The organism is Polaromonas sp., assembly GCF_030680935.1.
Lineage (GTDB): Bacteria > Pseudomonadota > Gammaproteobacteria > Burkholderiales > Burkholderiaceae_C > Polaromonas.
On sequence record NZ_JAUXUP010000005.1, the window covers coordinates 1 to 15,879 of the forward strand.

The 15,879-nt window shown below is 63.9% G+C and carries 15 protein-coding genes and 1 pseudogene; 2 read left to right on the forward strand and 14 right to left on the reverse strand.

What is annotated here, in order from left to right:
* The 6 genes from Q8L50_RS01285 to Q8L50_RS01310 all read right to left on the reverse strand — a co-directional run.
* Positions 1 to 1,098: amidohydrolase family protein (locus Q8L50_RS01285; RefSeq protein ID WP_305346838.1), on the reverse strand; the 1,098-nt coding region annotated here is incomplete at its 3' end.
* Entirely contained in the window at positions 1,095 to 1,280 is a 186-nt protein-coding gene (locus tag Q8L50_RS01290; protein ID WP_305346839.1) for a hypothetical protein, read from the reverse strand. The genes Q8L50_RS01285 and Q8L50_RS01290, both read right to left, overlap by 4 nt.
* Positions 1,280 to 2,212, reverse strand: coding sequence for an ABC transporter permease (locus Q8L50_RS01295; RefSeq protein WP_305346840.1), 933 nt, complete (start codon positions 2,210 to 2,212; stop codon positions 1,280 to 1,282). The genes Q8L50_RS01290 and Q8L50_RS01295 overlap by 1 nt, the downstream gene beginning before the upstream one ends.
* 229 nt (positions 2,213 to 2,441) lie before the next feature.
* The gene (locus Q8L50_RS01300) at positions 2,442 to 3,512 is read right to left on the reverse strand and encodes an ABC transporter permease (RefSeq protein WP_305346841.1); all 1,071 of its coding nucleotides are present in this window, start codon (positions 3,510 to 3,512) and stop codon (positions 2,442 to 2,444) included.
* The gene (locus tag Q8L50_RS01305) at positions 3,509 to 5,053 is read right to left on the reverse strand and encodes an ABC transporter ATP-binding protein (RefSeq protein WP_305346842.1); all 1,545 of its coding nucleotides are present in this window, start codon (positions 5,051 to 5,053) and stop codon (positions 3,509 to 3,511) included. The genes Q8L50_RS01300 and Q8L50_RS01305 overlap by 4 nt, the downstream gene beginning before the upstream one ends.
* 84 nt (positions 5,054 to 5,137) lie before the next feature.
* A complete protein-coding gene (locus tag Q8L50_RS01310) occupies positions 5,138 to 5,560 on the reverse strand; it encodes a MarR family winged helix-turn-helix transcriptional regulator (RefSeq protein WP_305346843.1) in 423 nt (140 codons plus the stop codon).
* A gap of 110 nt (positions 5,561 to 5,670) precedes the next feature.
* On the opposite strand from Q8L50_RS01310, the gene Q8L50_RS01315 reads away from it, so the two are divergent.
* The gene (locus Q8L50_RS01315) at positions 5,671 to 6,210 is read left to right on the forward strand and encodes a thioesterase family protein (RefSeq protein WP_305346844.1); all 540 of its coding nucleotides are present in this window, start codon (positions 5,671 to 5,673) and stop codon (positions 6,208 to 6,210) included.
* 116 nt (positions 6,211 to 6,326) lie between these two features.
* Here the strand turns inward: Q8L50_RS01315 and Q8L50_RS01320 are convergent, their stop codons facing one another.
* The 8 genes from Q8L50_RS01320 to Q8L50_RS01355 form a co-directional block, all read right to left on the reverse strand.
* Entirely contained in the window at positions 6,327 to 7,328 is a 1,002-nt protein-coding gene (locus Q8L50_RS01320) for a BMP family protein (RefSeq protein WP_305346845.1), read from the reverse strand.
* Between the two features lie 110 nt (positions 7,329 to 7,438).
* Positions 7,439 to 8,563, reverse strand: a complete 1,125-nt coding sequence (locus tag Q8L50_RS01325; protein ID WP_305346846.1) for a HupE/UreJ family protein — start codon at positions 8,561 to 8,563, stop codon at positions 7,439 to 7,441.
* A complete protein-coding gene (locus Q8L50_RS01330) occupies positions 8,560 to 9,735 on the reverse strand; it encodes a hypothetical protein (protein ID WP_305346847.1) in 1,176 nt (391 codons plus the stop codon). Before Q8L50_RS01330 ends, Q8L50_RS01325 begins: the two co-directional genes overlap by 4 nt.
* Positions 9,736 to 9,792: 57 nt before the next feature.
* Complete coding sequence (upp, locus tag Q8L50_RS01335; RefSeq protein WP_305346848.1) at positions 9,793 to 10,446, reverse strand: uracil phosphoribosyltransferase; 654 nt, start codon at positions 10,444 to 10,446, stop codon at positions 9,793 to 9,795.
* A 25-nt stretch (positions 10,447 to 10,471) separates the two neighbouring features.
* Positions 10,472 to 11,764, reverse strand: coding sequence for a URC4/urg3 family protein (locus Q8L50_RS01340; protein ID WP_305346849.1), 1,293 nt, complete (start codon positions 11,762 to 11,764; stop codon positions 10,472 to 10,474).
* Entirely contained in the window at positions 11,757 to 13,028 is a 1,272-nt protein-coding gene (locus Q8L50_RS01345; protein WP_305346850.1) for a GTP cyclohydrolase II, read from the reverse strand. Before Q8L50_RS01345 ends, Q8L50_RS01340 begins: the two co-directional genes overlap by 8 nt.
* A 62-nt stretch (positions 13,029 to 13,090) precedes the next feature.
* A complete protein-coding gene (locus Q8L50_RS01350; RefSeq protein ID WP_305346851.1) occupies positions 13,091 to 14,050 on the reverse strand; it encodes a threo-3-hydroxy-L-aspartate ammonia-lyase in 960 nt (319 codons plus the stop codon).
* Between the two features lie 9 nt (positions 14,051 to 14,059).
* The gene (locus Q8L50_RS01355) at positions 14,060 to 15,541 is read right to left on the reverse strand and encodes a helicase HerA-like domain-containing protein (protein WP_305346852.1); all 1,482 of its coding nucleotides are present in this window, start codon (positions 15,539 to 15,541) and stop codon (positions 14,060 to 14,062) included.
* A 60-nt stretch (positions 15,542 to 15,601) separates the two neighbouring features.
* Between Q8L50_RS01355 and Q8L50_RS01360 the strand changes: the two are divergent.
* A pseudogene (locus Q8L50_RS01360) lies at positions 15,602 to 15,879 on the forward strand (YebC/PmpR family DNA-binding transcriptional regulator); the annotation flags it as partial.

Below are 15,879 nucleotides of genomic sequence, written 5' to 3' on the forward strand. Positions count from 1 at the left end.
GATGCCATAGTTTTCGAGGTGCATCACCTTCGCCGCATTCACCGTCACCGCGTCAAAGCAGTCACGAATGCCTCTCTGGCTGGTCATCTGCGCCACATGCAAACCCATGTGCGCCACTTCCAGCATGTCGCCGCTGCCCAGGCCGTACCAGGGGTCCATCACGCAGTCGTGGCCGAACGCGACGTTGACGCCTGCGGCCATGAGTTCGGGCACGCGGGTCATGCCGCGGCGTTTCGGGTAGCTGTCGTGGCGGCCTTGCAGGGTGATGTTGATCAGCGGGTTGGCAATCACGCTGACGCCGCTTTCGGCAATCAACGGCAGCAGCTTGCTCACGTAGTAGTTGTCCATGCTGTGCATGGACGTGCTATTGCTGCCGTTGACGCGGCCCTGCAGCCCAAGGCGCTGGGTCTCGAACGCCAGGGTTTCGATGTGACGGCTCAGCGGGTCGTCGGACTCGTCGCAGTGCATGTCGGTCAGCAGCCCGCGCTCGGCGGCGATCTCGCACAGCAGTTTGACGCTGGCGGCGCCTTCACCCATGGTGCGTTCAAAGTGGGGAATGCCGCCGACCACGTCCACACCTTTGTCCAGCGCGCGTTTCAAATTCTCGACACCGCCTTTGCTGCGCAACACGCCGTCCTGCGGAAAAGCGACGAGCTGCAGGTCGATGTACGGGGCTACCTGTTTCTTGACCTCCAGCATCGCCTCAACCGGCAGCAGGCTGGCATCGCTGGTGTCCACATGGCTGCGGATGGCCAGCAGGCCCTTGGCGACGGCCCAGTCGCAGTAGTTCAGGGCGCGTTCTATCAAGGCCTCGGCCTTGAGCATGGGTTTGAGCTCGCCCCACACCGCGATACCTTCCAGCAGCGTGCCGCTTTCATTGATACGCGGCAGGCCGTAACTGAGGGTGGCGTCCATGTGAAAGTGCGGGTCCACAAAATGCGGGCTCAGCAGGTAGCTGCCGGCATCCACGGTCTCGGCCGCCTGCGCACCGGCGATAGCTCCTTCGGTGACCTCGGTGATCTTGCCGTTTTTCACGGCAATCGACATGCCGGTACGGCCATCGGGCAGGGTGGCGTTGGTGATCAGGAGATCGATCATTTCTGGAGACTTTCAGCTTGATTCTGCAAGGGTGTGATGGCGCTGTCGGTGGTCCATTCGATGGCCTCCGTTTCAAGGCGGTCATTCAGCGCATCCAGCAAGACCTGCCGCTCCGCCAGTTTGCGTGCGGTCTTTTCATCCAGGAAAGCCGGGTCGTCTTTGTGCTGTGGGCGGCTGCGCATCAGCGTTCTCCCTTGCGGTAAGGTTTCATCAGCGCCTGAGGATACGCCGCCTTGCGTGCCACCAGCACCAACGCCAGGATGGACAACACATACGGCAGCATCAGGTACAGCTGGTAGGGCACATTCACGATGCCAGCGGTTTGCAGGCGCAGCTGCAGCGCATCAAAAAACGCAAACAGCAGCGCGCCCAGCAGCGCCTTGCCGGGCCGCCAGGAGGCAAACACCACCAGCGCCACGCAGACCCAGCCGCGGCCGTTGACCATGTTGAAGAAGAAGGCGTTGAAGGCCGACAGCGTGAGGAAGGCGCCAGCCACACCCATCAGCGCCGAACCAGCGACGATGGCGGCCGTGCGGGTGGCCGCGACCGAGACGCCCTGGCCTTCGGCGGCCTGCGGGTTCTCGCCCACCATGCGGATCGCCAGTCCGGCCGGCGTGCGGTACAGCAGCCAGGCCATCACGGGCACCAGCAGCAGCGCCAGCAGTGTCATGGGCGTCTGCGCTGCCAGCGCGGTCAGGCCGGTGCCGTCCAGCCAGGCCATGGGCGCAAACGGCGTGACAGTGGGCGGCGTGTCCACTTTCGGAAACGTCACGCGGTAGCCGTAGTAACTGAGCGAAGTCGCCAGCAGTGTGATGCCCAGCCCCGACACATGCTGCGACAGTGCCAGCCCCACCGTGAGAAAGGCGTGCAACAGGCCGAACACGGCGCCGGTCAAGGCCGCGACTGCGACGCCACCCCACAGCGGCAAACCCAGGTACACCGCCAGCCAGCCGCTGAAGGCGCCCGCGACCATGATGCCTTCGATGCCGAGGTTCAGCACGCCGGCGCGTTCACACAGCAACACGCCCAGCGTGCCGAGGATCAGCGGTGTGGCGATGCGCAGGACGGCAGTCCAGAAGGCTGGGGCGGTGAGAACGTCCAGCAGTTCCATCATGACGGACTGCTCCAGTTTGCTATTAAATAAATAGCTGCTTGCGCACAGTGGATATGGGCTGGAGGCGGTTTTTGTTGTGAATTTCTGACGCGAAGCCCCTGTAAGCTCCTGGCAGCCCATGGACGGGACTGGGTATTCCAGGTCAGCAGGCCCGGGGTGAGGGCGGGCCCACATGGCTCCCGGATCAAGTCCGTGATGACAAATCGGAAGGTGAGGGCAGGTGCCAGGCTCATGCCTTGATCCCCCGTACCACCCGGTACTGCGTCATCAGCGTCGCCACCAGCACAGATATCAACGAAGCCGCCACGATCACATCGGCAATGTAGGTCGGCACACCGACAGCCCGGCTCATGCTGTCGGCGCCGACCAGCACGCCCGCCACAAACACCGCAGCCGCCACCACACCCAGTGGATTGAGCGCGGCCAGCATGGCAATCACGATGCCGGTGTAACCATAACCCGGTGACATGTCGAGCGTGACGTAGCTGGTGCGGCCCGCCACCTCGATGGCGCCGGCCAGCCCGGCCAGGCCGCCCGAGAGCAGGGCGACCAGCACCACGGTGCGTGTGACCGGCACGCCGGCAAAGGCGGCGGCCTTGGCGTTGGCGCCAGTGGCGCGGATGTCAAAACCCGGCACCGTGTATTTCAGCAAGGCCCACATCGCCACTGCCAGCGTGATGGCCCAGAGCAGGCCGGTGTGAATGCGCGTCTGCGCCACCAGTTTGGAGAGTTCCAGCTCTCCGATCAGCGCCACGCTTTGCGGCCAGCCCATGGCGGTCGGGTCTTTCATCGGGCCGTCAAGCATCATCGAGACGAACAGCAGCATGATGAAGTTGAGCAGCAGGGTCGTTACTACTTCGTCCACGCCCAGCCGCGCCTTCAGCAGCGCCGGGCCCAGCAGCAGCAGCGCGCCGGCCAGCGCCGCAGCCAGCATCATCAGCCCGAACAGCAGCCACATCGGCACATCGAACCCGGTGCCGCCGTGCATGCCGCCCACCGCCACAGCGGCCAGTGCGCCAGCGTACAACTGGCCCTCGGCGCCGATGTTGAAGAGCCGCGCCTTGAAGGCCACGGTGGCAGCCAGGCCGGTGAGTATCAACGGGATGGCGCGGGTCAGGGTTTCACTGAGCGCAAACACCGAGCCGAAACCACCCTTGAACAGCAGGCCGTAGGTCTGGCCCAGCGGCGCACCGGCCCAGAGCACCAACAGGCCGCTGATGAGCAATGTGAAGGCAATGGCGCAGACCGGTGCGATGACCAGCGCCAGCTTCGATGTCTGGGCTCTTTTCTCAAGCCTCATGCTGGATGCGCCTCTACCCCGGTCACCCCAGCCATCGCCAGACCGACACTTTCGCGCGTCCAGGCTTCGGCGGGCCGCGCGTCGGTCATCTGCCCGGCATGCATGACGGCGACCCGATCGCCGAGTGCCAGCACCTCGTCGAGGTCGTCTGAAATCACCAGCACCGCAGCGCCCGCATCGCGGGCGGCGATCAGCTGCTGCTGCACATAAGCCACCGCACCAATGTCCAGGCCCCAGGTCGGCTGGTGGGCAATGATGAGTTTGGCTGCAGCGCCGTCTGCCGGATCTGGAGCCACCAGCGCGCGGCCGAGGATCAGTTTCTGCATGTTGCCGCCCGATAGCGAGCGCGCGGCTGATTGAGGCCCCCCGCCGCGCACGTCGAACTCGCGCACGATACGGGCCGAATGGGCTTGCGCGGCGCCGCGTCTGACCCACAGCGCGCGCGAAAACGCCGGGCTGCGCAGGCGCTCGGACACGGCGTTTTCCCAGACGCTGAGGTCGCCGACCACACCGACGGCGTGGCGGTCTTCGGGGATGCGCGCCACTCCCTGGCTGACCAGCCGGGCCGGTGAGGCGGGCATCGGTTTGCCGAGAAAACTCACTTTGCCCTGGCTGGCGGCGCGGGTGCCGCACAGCAGATCGGCCAGCGCGAGTTGGCCGTTGCCCGAAACACCGGCAACTGCGACGATCTCGCCGGCCCTGAGTTCCAGCGTCACACCATGGAGGCGGTCATGACCGCCACCGGTGGTGGATACGGCGTCCAGCGTGCAGACCGGCTGGCCGGTGGCGCGGGCCGGACGGCGCTGCGTGGCACTGACGGTGTGGCCGACCATCCACTGCGCGAGCTGCGCCTGGCTGGTGCCCGCAGCAGGCGCCTCGGCCACCAGCTTGCCGCCGCGCAGCACCGCCACGCGATGCGAGACGCGCAGCACCTCGCCGAGTTTGTGGCTGATGAAAATGATGGACAGGCCCTGCGCCACCATCTGGCCCAGCGTGTCGAACAGCGCCTCGCTTTCCTGCGGTGTCAGCACGGCGGTCGGTTCATCAAGAATCAGGATGCGTGCGCCACGGTAAAGCGCCTTGAGGATTTCCACGCGCTGGCGTTCTCCGACGGAGAGGCTGCCGACTTTCGCGTCTGGCACCACCGGCAGGCCGAAACGCTGCGCCACGGCCAGCAGCTTGTCGCGCGCGGCGCCGCGCCGCGAGAAGGGCCACCACAGCGGCTCGCTGCCCATCATCACGTTGTCGAGCACGCTGAGGTTGTCGGCCAGCGTGAAGTGCTGGTGCACCATGCCGATACCGGCTGCAAGCGCAGCCCGCGGGTTGCCAGGCGGCAGCGGCCGGTCGAATACTTCAATCTGTCCCGCGTCGGCGCTGTAATGGCCGAACAGAATGGACACCAGCGTGGACTTGCCGGCGCCGTTTTCACCGAGCAGCGCCAGCACCTCGCCCGCATGCAAGTCGAGTGAGATGTTGTCATTGGCCACCAGCGCGCCGAAGCGTTTGGTGATGCCGGTCAGTTGCAGGACGGTGTCAGACACGGCGGCCGTGCGGGATCAGGCGGGCGCCCGTGCCGAGCTGCCGGGCCGGGCCACGACGGTGCGGGCTGGGGGTGCGCAGGCGTTTCATGGGTCGAGCGCCGTCAATTGCGCGCTTATCCGTTCCATCAACTGGATGATCTGCGCCGCCTCGTCCGCCTGCACGCCGTCCGCCATCGCTGTCAGCACCTCGGTCTGGATGGCCAGCACGTGGGTCGCCAGTTCCGATCCGGCGGCGGTGAGCACCAAGCGCTTGATGCGGCCGTCCTTCTCGTCCGGCTCGCGCGCCACCAGGCCTTGTGCCTCCATGCGCTTGAGCAGCATGCTGATGCCGCTCTTGGCCACGAAGCAGCGTGACGCCAGGGCCTGCTGCGTGATGTGCGGGGTGTGGGCCAGGATGACCAGGACCTCATGCTCGCTCAGGTGCAGGCCGAGCGGCGTAAGACGGGCTGTCAGCGCGGCCGAACACAGGTTGAATGTTCGCACCACCGACAGCCAGGCGCGGCGCATGTTGGCCAAATCGGGCGAGGCAGAGTGCGGTGGAGGTGCGACAGGCATGGAATGTAAACGGTTCAATAATGAACTATACTGTTCAATCCTGAACTTTATTGTAGGCCATCATGAACCTTTACCTGCGTTTGATCTGGACCCTGCTGCGTGCCTGGCGACTGCCCGCGCTGGCGCTGGGGGACACCCTGGAGCGCCGCATGCGCGTTCTGCCCAACGACCTCGATGTCAATGGGCACATGAACAACGGCCGGTATCTCACCCTGATCGATCTGATGCTGGTGGAGTACTTCGTGCGGGTCGGCTTTGCCAAGGTGATGCTGCGCCAAGGCTGGCGTCCGATGGCGGGGGGATCGTTCGTGACCTATCGCCGCGGACTCTCGCCGTTCGAGCAGTACACCCTGCGCTTCCGGGTCGACGGCAGCGACAACCACTGGAATTACATGAGGTTTGAATTCGTCAGTCGTGGCAAGGTCTGCGCCGCTGGCTATATGAAAGGCGCGGCGGTATCGCGGCAAGGGCTGGTGCCGAACCAGCAGTCGTATGCCGCGATGGGCATCGTACTGCCGTGCGCAGAACTGCCACAACCGGTGCGTGACTGGCTGGCGGCGGAGAACGGCGTCATGGGGCGCCAGTGGCACGCCCCTGCGTAAAGCCGGCACCGTGGATGCCACCGTTGGGTTCACGCTGGCGTTCCGCCACCCCAGGCACGACCCAAGGCGGGCTTCCCCGCTGCCGAGGCTGACAGGGTAGCCCGGGGCACGGGGCATCACTTAGCCGTGGACTTGGGCTGGCCGTCATCCACCTTGACGGTGAACTTGCCGTCAAGAATGGCTTTTTCCTTGGCCTTCATCTTCGCGACGATGTCGGCGGGGATTTTCTTTTCGAAGGTACCCAGTGGCGCCAGTTCGGAGCCCTTGTACTTCATCATCGAATACTGGCCGTAGTCTTCGGCCTTGAACTTGGCATCTTTCGCCAGCTTGAGCGCGCGGTCTATGGTGGGCTCCATGTTCCACAGGGCCGATGACACCACGGTCTCAGGGTATTTGTCCTGGGTGTTGATGACATTGCCAATGGCCAGTTTGCCTTTTTCCTTGGCGGCGTCGCTGACGCCAAAACGCTCGGCATACATCACGTCGGCGCCCTTGTCGATCATGGCAAAGGCGGCTTCCTTGGCTTTTGGCGGGTCAAACCAGCTGTTGATAAAACTCACCGTGAACTCGACCTTGGGGTTGGTTTCTTTGGCGCCGGCCATGAAGGCGTTCATCAGGCGGTTGACTTCAGGAATCGGGAAGCCACCGACCATGCCTATCTTGTTGGTCTTGGTCATGCCGCCGGCAATCATGCCGCTCAGGTAGGCCGGCTCCTGGATGTAGTTGTCAAACACGGCAAAGTTGGGTTCTTGCGGCTTGCCCGATGAGCCCATCAGAAAAGACACCTTGGGGAAGTCTTTGGCCACCTTGCGTGCCGCGGCTTCAACCGCAAACGACTCGCCGACCACCAGCGTGTTGCCGGCGGTGGCGTATTCGCGCATGACGCGTTCGTAGTCGGCATTGGCGACGTTTTCGGTGGCTTTGTATTCAATTTCGCCGCGCGCTTCAGCGGCTTTCAATGCCTTGTGGATACGGCTGACCCATTGCTGCTCAAAGGGCACGGTGTAAATCGCCGCCACCTTCATCTTGGCCTGGGCCAGTGCCAGGCCGGGGCTGGCCAGTGCAAGCGCGGCCACCAGCGCGATCAGAGGACGTCTTTTGATTGTTCTGCTCAACATGTTTTGCTCCTGAAAGTTAAGTTTAATTGACCACCCCAAGCACCATCGACAATACAACTGCCGGTTCCCTCTGGCATGCAAGCACTGTGCCACCGAGCCGCTGTGCGATGCTACAGCTCAAACAGTCTTTGCACCAGCCACCAGGCGGCCAGCATGGCCACTACCACCGATCCAAACTTGAGCACGCCCACTTGGTAGAAGCGGGTGGCACGCAGGCTGAAGGCCATCGGCAGAAAAACCGCCACTATCGCCAGCTGGCCCAACTCGACCCCGACGTTGAACCCGACAAGGGCCAGCACGAGTGCATCCTGCGGCAAACCCAGGTCGGCCAGCACCGACGCAAAACCAAAGCCGTGGATCAGGCCAAACACAAAAGCCATGATCCAGCGCCGGTTTTCCAGCGAGCCGCGCAGGTTGCTCAGGGCGGCGACGATGACCGAGGCGGCAATCGCCGACTCGACCCAACGTGAGGGCAGACTGATCACTTCCAGCGCGGCCAGACTCAGGGTGATGGAGTGCGCCAGGGTGAAGGCGGTGACGACCTTGAACACCTCCTTGACCGCGCCGCCCAGTTGCGGGGCCGGCTCCCACTGGCCCTGGCGCCGCACCAGCACGGCGGGCAACAGCAAAGCCAGCAGGAAGAGGATGTGGTCATACCCTATCCAGATGTGCCAGACACCATCGACGATGTACTGGCGCAGGGTCTGCCAGACACCGGAAGGCTGAAGTGCCAGGGACTGTTCGGCCGATTCGGTGCCAAAAATAAGCGGCTGGGCGCTGGCGCTGCCCGGGGCAATCCACTGCACGAGACCGCGGTGCGTAGTGTCCACATCAAAAAACAGCGAATACGCCGCCTTGATCTGCCTCAGCGGCCCCTCGCACTGCGCGCTGAGGCTGAGCACGGCATAGTTGCCGTCGCTGTGTTTGTCCAGCATCAGCGGGCCGGTACTGGCCCAGGCGCAGGGTTTGTCGGCAACGCTGAGCGCCAACCGGCCAGTGGCCAGGCGGATGATGTCGACCTCGCGCTGGCGCACTTCGCCCCAGTTCAGCTCGCCATTGCCGTCGCGGTCCAGCTGCAGCACGTAGTCGAGGTCGCGCAGGGCGATATCCCAGCGCACAGCGATGTCATTGCTGCCTTCGGCGGAGCGCAGAGTGAGGTAGCTGTCGCTGGGTTTGTGCGCCCAGGCCGTGACACACAGCAGCAGTGCCATCAGGCTGAACAGGCAGCGCTTCATCGGCCCGCTCCCGGTGTGGACAGCTTGTCTGCCAGGGCCTTCAACGCTGGGTCTTCATACTTGCTGTTGCGCAGCCAGTCGAGTGCGGGCACGGCCGCCCGCGGCTGTTTGGCGGCCAGCGCGGCGCGCATCAGTACTTCGGCGTCGCGAGGTTCTTTCTGGTCCTGGTAGTTGCGGCTCGCCAGGTCCAGGGCTTTGGCGGGCTGGTTTTCAATGTCCAGCTCAAAGCGCGCCGCTTCCTGCTCGTGTAAGCTGTCGCCGCGCAAGGCGGCGGCATCAAAGCGCTCGCGCAGTTGCGTGGCCCAGCCGGCGGCGCGGGTATCTTTGGCGGCACGGCCAGCCAGCGCCAGGCGCAACAGCAGGATGTCGGAGCGCTCCCAGCCCGCCAGCAGCGTCAGTACTTCGGCCGGCCGATCACGGGCGAGCAGAAAGTCCGCATAGGCACCCAATAAAAACTGGTCTGTCACCCCTTGCTTGAGTGCGTTGCGAAAGTGGCCTTCGGCTGCATCGTTGCGCTGCAGGCGCACGGCCATTTCTGCCAGCCGGGTGTTGAGCCAAAGCAGCATCTCGGGCGATGTATTGGCTGCGCTGCCTGCGGTTTTGGTCAGCGACTCAAAAGCCTGCTGCAACTGGCCTGTGGCGGCCTGCACGTAAGCGCTGCAACCAGCGCCCAGCAGCGGGTCGGCCAAGGGGGTCAGGCGCCCGCATTCGGCCAGCGCTTCGGGGTAGCGCGCCTGCACCATGTAAATGGCCGACCGCCAGGACAGCGGTTCAGGCGATGCCGGGTTTAACTGGCCGGCTTTGGCCAGGCTGGCCAGTGCGGCTTCAAACTGGTGGCTGTACTGCTGGATCAGGCCGCGCACCAACCAGTAGTCGGCATCGCCAGCGGCGGAGGTCGCAAGCGGTGCCAGCGCGGACGAGGCGTAGCCCACGTAACGCGGGTCACCCTGGGCCATGGCCAGATCAAAGTAGCGGCGGGCAATCTCCAGCCGCAGGGGGATGTCCTCGGGGCGGGCGGAAAGCTGCTTGCGCAGCGAATCCACACGCCGGATGGCCGGGTCGCTGGCGCGGCCGGGCAGGCGCTCCACCACTTCGGCGTCGCTGGCGGGTGTGTAGGGCGCGGCGTAGGCCACACCCAGACCCATCAGCAGGGCCAAAGCGAATATTTTCATGAGCTAAGTGCTATCGAATCAGGAGCTGCTTGCGCAATTGCAGCAAGGGCTGGAGGCCTATTTTGTTCCAAAGATGCGGTCGCCCGCGTCACCCAGGCCGGGCAGGATGTAGCCGTGGTCATTGAGCTCACGGTCAATCGCGGCGGTATAGATAGGCACATCAGGGTGGGCTTTTTGCAGCGCGGCAATACCTTCGGGGCAGGTCAGCAGGCAGACAAACTTGATCGATTTGGGCTTGAGCTCTTTCAGCCGGTCCACTGCGGCAATGGCCGAGTTGCCGGTGGCCAGCATCGGGTCTACCACGACGATGTCGCGCTCTTCCATGTCGTGCGGCATCTTGAAGTAATACTCGACGGCGGTCAGCGTTTTCGGGTCGCGGTACAGACCCACATGGCCGACACGGGCGCCCGGCACCACACTGAGCATGCCTTCCAGAATGCCGTTGCCGGCACGCAGGATGGAGACAAACACCAGCTTTTTGCCGTCTATGACCTTGGACAGCGTTTTTTCCAGCGGCGTTTCAATTTCGATGGTCTGCATCGGCATGTCGCGCGTGACCTCATAGGCCATCAGCATGCTGAGCTCATTGAGCAGGGTGCGAAAGGTGTTGGTCGATGCGTCCTTGCGCCGCATCAGGGTCAGCTTGTGCTGCACCAGCGGGTGGTCGATCAGGTGGACTTTGCTGGTCAGGGGTGCGCTTGGGGTGGTCATGGGGTGTTGGTGTGTGTATCAGTGATCAAAATACGGTGCCGTCGCTGACAATGTTCAGTGGTGGTTGGCCTGCGTGCAATTGTTGCGCCAGTGCGCGGCCTGCCGCCCAGGTGCCGCCCTCGAGCACACAGGCCAGCGGCATCTGTTCGGCGCTCAATCCTAACTGCTCGCGCACCAGCGGCGCCAGTTCATCGAGCAGGGCCACAGTCAGGGCGCGCCATTCCACAATCAGCTCGTCACCGGCGGCATGCAGGCTCTGGGCTTGCGCCGGGTCCTTGAGCTGCAACACCCCGGCGTCCAGAAACAGGCCGCCGTTGCGGTATTCGGGCAGGCCGGTCAGCGCGTCGAGGCCTTCGACGCGCACGCCAGCCCATTCAAATGGCTCCAGCAGGGAATAGGTCAACCACTGCGACAGTTTGTGAAACGGCATCCAGCCCGCGCTGAGGTCCGGCTGATCGGCACCAGCGGCCGGATGCCGCCAGCAGTCGCCAAGCGCCACCCCGTGCAGCGTGTTCTGGGCCGGCCAGATGGGCGCCAGACCGGTCAACAAAAGCGACAACAAAGCATGCGCGTCAACGCAGTTTTTTCCAGCCTGGGTCAGCTGGTCAAACAGGCCGCCTGGGCGAGCCGTCTGGCCGAACAGTGCGGGCTGGTCCTGCAAGGCGTGTCCGAGGCGGCGCAGCAGCGCGGCGCGGCCCTCCAGACCGATCAGCGGGTTGCCGGGCGTGACCTGAAACGCGGCGCCCAGTTGCTCTGCGGTCACGGCCTGCAGGCTCTGGGCATCAGCTTGCAGGGGCTTGGCTGGGTCGCTGGAAAAAAGCCCCGCCATGAACGCGTGAAAACTCGCTACGCCCAGACCTTCCGACCGGCTGTAGCTGTGTGCAGGGCGCTCGCCGTCAGCGGCCTCTTGGTAGGTCCAGTCCGGGCCGGCGCCCGCATCGAGCAGCACGCTGACCAGCGCCAGATCAATCTGTGTGCGGGCCCGGTCACGCGCGCTTGCAGCGCCCAGCGCCTGGTTCAGTTGCGCCAGGCGGTCCACACCGCCCACTTCAAAATGGCGCCAGCGGCTGTGGTAAGGAATTTTCAGGTCTGGGTAGCGGGCCTGTGTGAGCTCTGCCACCAATGCGGCGGTGGTGACCATCGCGCCATCGTTGATCGTGAACCAGGCCGACTCACCGCGCCGCGCGCGCGCCAGCAGGGCTGCAGCGCGCGACCGGATCGTGGCTGTAGAGCATAATTCGGCTACAGCCCTTTGCTGATCTGCGTAGGCAGCTTCTTTTTTGATAGCGCGGGCAGTCGGCTTGGCGGCTTCAGGCATCGAGCCCCCGCCCCTTGGCTTTTTTCAGCTCGTCGGCATCCGGCACGGCGCCGGGGGTGAAGTAGCCGGCGGCCATCTTGGCGTCCATCTCAACCTGGGCGTCGGCCGGGATCATGTGGTCGGGGATGTTCACGCGCTCGACCACCTCGATACCGGCGCGTGTGATGGCGTCGTATTTCATGTTGCTCATGGACACCAGGCGGTGGATCTTGCGTATGCCCAGCCAGTTCAGCACGTCGGGCATCAGCTCCTGAAAACGCATGTCCTGCACGCCGGCCACACATTCTGTGCGGTTGAAGTACTGGTCGGCGGTGTCGCCACCGACCTGGCGCTTGCGGGCGTTGTACACCAGAAATTTGGTCACCTCGCCGAGTGCCCGGCCTTCCTTGCGGAAGTAGGACACCAGCCCCACGCCGCCGCGCTGCGCGCCCTGGATACATTCCTCGATCGCGTGGGTCAGGTAGGGGCGGCAGGTGCAGATGTCAGAGCCGAAGACATCCGAGCCGTTGCATTCGTCATGCACCCGGGCGGTGAGCTCGACCTCAGGGTTGGCCAGATCGCGCGGCTTGCCGAAGATGTAGGCGGTGAGGCCGCCAATCGGCGGTAAAAACACCTCCAGGTCGCTGCGCGTTACCAGTTCGGGGTACATGCCGCCGGTCTCTTCAAACAACACGCGGCGCAAGTCGGTCTCGCTGCAATTGAAACGTTTGGCGACCTCGGGCAGATACCAGACCGGTTCAACCGCCACCTTGGTCACCATGGCCGCGCCGCCAGCCGTCAGGTATTTGCCGTCGGCCTTGAGGCGGCCCGATTGCAGGGCCTCGATCACTTCTGGCAGGATCACATGCGCCTGCGTCACGGCAATCGTCGGGCGGATGTCATAACCGGCGGCCAGCTCGGCTGCAAACACGTCTGCCACGGTCGCGCCCCAGGGGTCCATCGCCACAATGCGGCCCGGCTCGCTCCATTGCGGATAAGGGCCAATGATGTCGGTGGGCGAGGTATTGGTCAGATCGGCCTTGTGGCTGGCCGACAGCGCGCCCGAAGCCACGGCCAGCGCGCGGTACACGCTGTAGGAGCCGCTGTGGGTGCCAATCACGTTGCGGTGGCTGCGGTTGGTGGTGGTGCCGACCACCGGCCCGCGTTCAGTGGCGGTGGCTGCGGCCCAACGGATGGGGAGGGCGCCGTACCCACCGGCGTGGGAGGTCAGGCGGATATGGCGCGGGGGGTTTTCCCGGACGGGAACAACGGGGTCTGCAGACATGGAAGGCCCTCAAAAACAACAATGTACAGAGCCGGCCTGTGGCTGGCAAGCGCGCGCTGCGTTCAGCCGGTCACCAGTTGTGCGAAACGCGACAGATCGATGTTGCCGCCGCTGATCAGCACACCCACGCGCGTGCCGCGCAGGTCCAGCCCGCTTGCTGCGGCACCGGCCAGCGACAGGCAGCCGGTGGGCTCAACCAGCATCTTCATGCGCTCGGCATAAAAGCGCATGCTGTCCACCAACTGGGCATCGGTGGCGGTAAAAATATCGTCCACCTGCTTGCGGATGATCTCAAACGTCAGCTCACCCAGCTGCTGGGTCTGCGCGCCATCGGCCAAAGTCTGCGGCACGTCTATCTTGATGCGCTTGCCGCTGCGCAGCGACTGCTGGCCGTCGTTGCCGGCCTCGGGCTCCACGCCGTACACCTTGCAGCCGGGCGACAGCGCGCGTGCCGACAACGCGCTGCCGCTGAGCAAGCCGCCGCCGCCCAGGCAGACAAAAAAGTGGTCCAACTCGCCCACTTCTTCAAACAGCTCTTTGGCGGCCGTGCCTTGGCCGGCGATCACGTCGGCGTGGTCAAAGGGCGGGATCAGGGTCATGTCGCGTTCTTCGGCAAGCTGGCGGCTCAAGGCCTCGCGGTCTTCCTTGAATCGGTCAAACGTAATCACTTCTGCGCCGTAACCGCGTGTAGCGGCCAGTTTGGCGGCGGGTGCATCCTGCGGCATCAAGATAACTGCTGGAATGCCCAAAATTTGTGCCGACAGCGCGATGGCCTGCGCATGGTTGCCCGACGAAAAAGCCAGCGCGCCGCGCTTCTTTTGCTCCGGCGTGAAGCGGGCGAGGGCGTTGAAGCCACCGCGAAACTTGAAAGCGCCCATGCGCTGGAAGTTCTCGCACTTGAAAAAAACCTCGGCACCGAGCATCGCGTTGGCGGTGCGGGAGCGCAGCACCGGGGTGGGGTGCGCCTGTCCTTTGATGCGCCCCGCGGCAGCGGTGACATCGTCGTAGGTGGGAAGAAGCATTGTTTCTGCCTACCTTTTTTTGCCACCAAAGATGGTGCCTAGCGCACCCCGCAGCACCTGGCGCGCCATCATGCGGGCTTCGGCCTTGAGCACCGATTGCACCATGCCGTCGCGCTGGCCGCCGCGCGGGCCTTTGGAGCCGAACAACACGTCGCTGAGTCCGCCCATGAAACCACCGGAGGCTTCGGCCGCCTTGGCGCTTTCGGCCTGGACGGCCTCTGTGCGCGCCTTCAGCTTTTCGTAGGCTGACTCGCTGTCGATGGCCTTTTCGTACACACCGGCCACCAGCGAGCCGGCGATCAGTACCTGGCGCTGCTGCGGCGTGATCGGGCCGATCTGGCTGCCCGGCGGCAACACATAGACCCGCTCGGTGATGCTGGGCCGGCCCTTGCTGTCGAGAAAACTCACCAGCGCCTCGCCCACCGCGAGTTCGGTGATGGCGGTTTCAATGTCGAGTCCCGGCTTTTGCCGCATGGTCTGGGCCGTGGCCTTGACGGCTTTCTGGTCACGCGGGGTGAAGGCGCGCAGCGCATGCTGCACCCGGTTGCCCAACTGGGCCAGCACCGAATCGGGTATGTCCAGCGGGTTCTGCGTGACGAAATAAACCCCGACACCTTTGGAGCGCACCAGGCGCACCACCAGCTCAATACGTTCGATCAGCGCCTTGGGCGCCTCGTTGAACAGCAAGTGGGCTTCATCGAAGAAAAACACCAGCTTGGGTTTGTCCGGGTCGCCGATCTCGGGCAACTGCTCAAACAGTTCGGACAACATCCAGAGCAGAAAGGTAGCGTACAGACGCGGCGAGTTCATCAGTTTCTCGGCGGCCAGGATGTTGATCACCCCCTTGCCGTTGTCGGTCTGCATGAAGTCGCTGATGTTGAGCATGGGCTCGCCAAAAAACTTGTCGCCGCCCTGAGTCTCGATTTGCATCAGCCCGCGCTGGATCGCGCCCACGCTGGCGGCGCTGATATTGCCGTATTCGGTGGTGAACTTGCTGGCGTTGTCGCCCACATGCTGCAGCATGGCACGCAGGTCCTTGAGGTCCAGCAGCAACATGCCCGCGTCGTCGGCAATCTTGAACACCAGGTTGATGACACCGGCCTGGGTCTCGTTCAGACCCAGCATGCGGCCCAGCAGCAGCGGCCCCATGTCGGACACCGTGGCGCGTACCGGATGTCCCTGTTCGCCAAAAACGTCCCACAGCGTGGTGGGGCAGGCGAAAGGCTCGGGTTTTTCAACGCCGCGTTCTTTCAGGATGCCCGCCATTTTTTCGCCCATGCTGCCGGCCTGGCTGATGCCGGCCAGGTCACCCTTGACGTCGGCCAGAAAGACCGGCACCCCGATTTTCGAGAAGTTTTCCGCCAGAGTCTGCAAGGTGACGGTCTTGCCGGTGCCGGTGGCGCCGGTGATCAGGCCATGCCGGTTGGCCAGGGCTGGAAGAAGCTCACAATGGGTGGTCGCGTTCTTGGCAATCAGAAAAGGCTCGGCCATGATGTCCTCGGTGAAAAGTAAAATGCTGTTTGTAGATTAAATCAATTCCAAAGGATTTCCGTGGCTGGTCACAGTAAATGGGCGAATATTCAGCACCGCAAGGGGCGCCAGGACGAAAAGCGCCAGCGTATCTGGACCCGGGTGATGCGCGAAATCATGGTGGCAGCCCGCATGGGCGGCGGCGACATGGGCACCATCCCGCGGCTGCGCCTGGCGGCAGAAAAAGCCAAGGCGGCCAATATGCCGCTGGAAAACGTCAAATACGGCATTGCCAAGGCGACCGGCAGCCTGGAAGGTGTGCATTACGAAGAAGTCCGCTATGAGGGTTATGGCGTTGG

What these genes read in the sequence shown, in the direction of transcription:
- Q8L50_RS01290 (WP_305346839.1), bottom strand. Translation starts at nt 1,280, where the DNA reads ATGCGCAGCCGCCCACAGCACAAAGACGACCCGGCTTTCCTGGATGAA.
- Q8L50_RS01295 (WP_305346840.1), bottom strand. Translation starts at nt 2,212, where the DNA reads ATGATGGAACTGCTGGACGTTCTCACCGCCCCAGCCTTCTGGACTGCC.
- Q8L50_RS01300 (WP_305346841.1), bottom strand. Translation starts at nt 3,512, where the DNA reads ATGAGGCTTGAGAAAAGAGCCCAGACATCGAAGCTGGCGCTGGTCATC.
- Q8L50_RS01310 (WP_305346843.1), bottom strand. Translation starts at nt 5,560, where the DNA reads ATGCGCCGCGCCTGGCTGTCGGTGGTGCGAACATTCAACCTGTGTTCG.
- Q8L50_RS01315 (WP_305346844.1), top strand. Translation starts at nt 5,671, where the DNA reads ATGAACCTTTACCTGCGTTTGATCTGGACCCTGCTGCGTGCCTGGCGA.
- Q8L50_RS01320 (WP_305346845.1), bottom strand. Translation starts at nt 7,328, where the DNA reads ATGTTGAGCAGAACAATCAAAAGACGTCCTCTGATCGCGCTGGTGGCC.
- Q8L50_RS01325 (WP_305346846.1), bottom strand. Translation starts at nt 8,563, where the DNA reads ATGAAGCGCTGCCTGTTCAGCCTGATGGCACTGCTGCTGTGTGTCACG.
- Q8L50_RS01330 (WP_305346847.1), bottom strand. Translation starts at nt 9,735, where the DNA reads ATGAAAATATTCGCTTTGGCCCTGCTGATGGGTCTGGGTGTGGCCTAC.
- upp (WP_305346848.1), bottom strand. Translation starts at nt 10,446, where the DNA reads ATGACCACCCCAAGCGCACCCCTGACCAGCAAAGTCCACCTGATCGAC.
- Q8L50_RS01340 (WP_305346849.1), bottom strand. Translation starts at nt 11,764, where the DNA reads ATGCCTGAAGCCGCCAAGCCGACTGCCCGCGCTATCAAAAAAGAAGCT.
- Q8L50_RS01345 (WP_305346850.1), bottom strand. Translation starts at nt 13,028, where the DNA reads ATGTCTGCAGACCCCGTTGTTCCCGTCCGGGAAAACCCCCCGCGCCAT.
- Q8L50_RS01350 (WP_305346851.1), bottom strand. Translation starts at nt 14,050, where the DNA reads ATGCTTCTTCCCACCTACGACGATGTCACCGCTGCCGCGGGGCGCATC.
- Q8L50_RS01355 (WP_305346852.1), bottom strand. Translation starts at nt 15,541, where the DNA reads ATGGCCGAGCCTTTTCTGATTGCCAAGAACGCGACCACCCATTGTGAG.